We start from the raw sequence: 2149 nt of genomic DNA on the forward strand, positions 1-2149 counted from the left end.
AGCTTGAGTTTGCACGTGCCGTGACGCTGGCGTCATGAGGCGTGGATCCAGAAGAAGCCCTCGCTGGCGATGAACTCGAGGGCTTCCTCAAGGGGCATGACCTCCCGACCGAAGGGGCCGGGATCGCTCCAGGCGTCGCGCCGCCACCACAAAACCTGAACCTTGTCGCCCTGACCGGTGGGGCGGAGCCGGGCGACGGGTCCGCCGGTGCGCAGGCTGTAGAGCGTGTAGCCCTTGTTCGCCCGCACCACCTCGACGCCGCCGCGCTGCGGTGGCCAGGGATAAGCTTCGATGCGCGTGCGCATCTCATCGGGGCTGCCAGGCATGGCGCCTCTCTCCTGCGCGGCCTGCGGCGTTGTAACACCTCGGGGCTCCTGGGCGGAGGCAGTGGGCCATGATGCCGAGCGTGGTTCCCGCCGTGCTGGACGGCTGGATGCAGCCCTTCCGAGGCCAGTTCACCGCGACCATCTGGCGCCATGTACTGGTGCTGGTCTGCGGTGCCCTGCTGGCGCCAGGACGACGGACGGTGACCGCGGCCCTGCGTGTGATGGGTCTCGGCGAGGCGGCTGGCTTTGCCGTCTACCATCGCGTGCTGAGCCATGGGCACTGGTGCTCGCGCGCCCTGGCGCACCGCCTCCTGCTGCTGCTGGTCGCCGCCTTCGTGCCGGACGGCCCGGTGGTGGTCGGTCTCGACGACACGATCGAGCGCCGGCGCGGGGCATGCATCGCCGCGAAAGGGATCTACCGTGATCCGGTCCGCTCCAGCCGGGGCCACTTCGTCAAGGCGAGTGGCCTGCGCTGGCTCTGCGTCATGCTGCTGGCGCCTGTCACCTGGGCCGGCTGCGTCTGGGGCCTGCCCTTCCTGACCGTGCTGGCCCCCTCCGAGCGCTACGCGGCCGAGCAGGGCAAGCGGCACAAGACCCTCACGGAGTGGGGCCGGCAGGCGCTGCTGCAAGTGGCGCGCTGGCTGCCGGGGCGGCGGGTCATCGCCGTGGCCGACAGCAGCTTCTCGGTGGTCGCCCTGCTGCGCGACCTCGCGCCGCACCTGACCGTGGTCACCCGCCTGCGTCTGGATGCCCGCCTGTACGACCCACCCCCGCCCCGCCGGCCGCGGCGGCGCGGTTGGCCACCGGTCAAGGGGGCACGGCTGCCCAGCCTGGCCGAGCGCTTGCGCGATCGGCGCACGCGCTGGCGCCGGGTTGTCGTGGACGGCTGGTATGGCCGGCGTCGCCGCCGGCTCGAGATCGCCACTGGTACCGCACTCTGGTCGCACCGCAGGGCGCGGGTGGCGATCCGCTGGGTGCTGGTGCGCGACCCGAGCGGCGAGAAGGAGCCGCAGGCCTTCCTCTGCACCGACCCGCAGGCCGAGCCGGTCGACATCCTGCGCTGGTTCGTTCGCCGCTGGCGAATGGAGACCACCTTCGAGGAAGCCCGTCGGCACCTCGGCATGGAGACCCAACGGCAATGGTCCGACCTGGCCATCCTGCGCACCACGCCGGCGCTCCTCGCGCTGTTCTCCCTCGTGACCCTGTGGGCGAGCCAGCTTGCCGGCGAGCGCGGACCGGTGCTCGAGTGCGTGCGCTGGTACCCCAAGCCGCTGCCCACCTTCAGCGATGCTCTTGCGCTGGTCCGGCACGAACTGTGGACCGCGCAGATTTCCGCTACGTCGCCGACTACCGGGACATCACCAAATGCCTCGGCGGCTCTCATCCACCGTCTTCTGCTCGTCGCATGCCGGCCACCATGACGCACACTGACGCTGCGCGCGCGTCACGGCACGTGCAAACTCAAGCTAAGGGTGTGACGAAGTTTGCGGTGGAGAACACCGCCTGGGCGATCATCGTCGGCAACTCCGGCATGGGCTCGGTGCGGGTCACGGGCACGGCGGTGGATCGCCGCATGTCCATCGTTCGGATCGACCGCACGCTGGCCTCCTGGGTACGGGAGCGCCACGCTGCGGAGATCAGCGAGGACAGTGACGCGGCGGCGCAGGTGTGGATCGGGGAAACGGGGCTGCCCGCGCTGCGGGACCGCGAGCAGGTCGGCCGCTGGCTGCATGCCCTGCTGCGCCGGCACGGCGCCGTGCAGCACGTGGAAGCGTTCCACGGCGAAGCCTACCGGGAGATCGTCGAGAGCCAGAAGCCCTTCC

At 70.7% G+C, this 2149-nt stretch carries 3 protein-coding genes; 2 read left to right on the forward strand and 1 reads right to left on the reverse strand.

Going from position 1 to position 2149, the window contains the following annotated elements; all coding sequences use genetic code 11:
* Positions 1 to 32: 32 nt before the first annotated feature.
* Complete coding sequence (locus VF632_RS26345; protein WP_331025940.1) at positions 33 to 326, reverse strand: hypothetical protein; 294 nt, start codon at positions 324 to 326, stop codon at positions 33 to 35.
* A 68-nt stretch (positions 327 to 394) separates the two neighbouring features.
* Between VF632_RS26345 and VF632_RS26350 the strand changes: the two genes are divergently transcribed.
* Both VF632_RS26350 and VF632_RS26355 read left to right on the forward strand, forming a co-directional pair.
* Positions 395 to 1747, forward strand: a complete 1353-nt coding sequence (locus VF632_RS26350) for an IS701 family transposase (RefSeq protein WP_331025941.1) — start codon at positions 395 to 397, stop codon at positions 1745 to 1747.
* The coding region (locus VF632_RS26355) for a hypothetical protein (protein WP_331025942.1) at positions 1732 to 2149 on the forward strand (418 nt) is incomplete at its 3' end. The genes VF632_RS26350 and VF632_RS26355, both read left to right, overlap by 16 nt.

Source organism: Longimicrobium sp. (assembly GCF_036388275.1).
Lineage (GTDB): Bacteria > Gemmatimonadota > Gemmatimonadetes > Longimicrobiales > Longimicrobiaceae > Longimicrobium.